This is a genomic window from Vibrio sp. D173a (genome assembly GCF_030248475.1).
On sequence record NZ_JAHGAH010000759.1, the window covers coordinates 1 to 722 of the forward strand.

The window sequence follows — 722 nt, forward strand, 5'->3', positions numbered from 1 at the left end:
TTGATGGGTTTATTAGAACAGTATTGTTGGTGTTGTAACCACTGTGGTCTTGAAGTGCAAATCCACTCGCTTGTGTCTCTGTTGAAAAAGTACAAGCGGTGAATAGGGCTAACATGGCACAAGATGGAGCATTTAATTTATGGTAGAAATTCAGCATGTTTAGATTCCGTGGTAGTAATTACGGCTATTACATCTAAGATGCGTTAGTGTTTTGTCACCTATATGTCTCTATTTTCTATCGCGTAGAACTATCAAAGCGACCCATCAAAACTATCCACCAAGCTATCATCAAAGTTATAAAAACGCTTACTAGAAAGGTACAGCGACACGTTGAACGTATTGGACCTCAATCGCACCTTGGTACTCGAACATTTCCACTGATGCGCTTAGGTGCTTGGCCTTTTCTCCTGCTGGGCTTTGTTCAGGAACTGCAACTTGCTTTGCCTTGATCGGAACTTTGAAACCTAACATGTTGTAATTTTCATCAAACCATTGCCAACTTACGTGAGTACTAGGGCAGTTATCGATAACCTCTGGTGGCGTTATCACAACGTGTGCGTTCTCAAGTTTATTCTCCAGTGTTAACCAGCGCTTGCTGTCATCTAAAGCAACAACAATGGGGTAGCTGTTTGCCCCAACAGTTAATTGATAAACACCGGACTTTGGCTTAATGAACATCTCATTCGTCTCGATTTCTTGGTAATCAACGCCCGAGTCGAGCT

At 42.1% G+C, this 722-nt stretch carries 1 protein-coding gene; it reads right to left on the minus strand.

Annotated features, from left to right (window positions below; all coding sequences use genetic code 11):
• Nucleotides 1-309: 309 nt before the first annotated feature.
• On the minus strand, nt 310-722 hold a 413-nt coding region (locus tag KIV40_RS29060), incomplete at its 5' end, for a DUF2861 family protein (protein ID WP_285352698.1).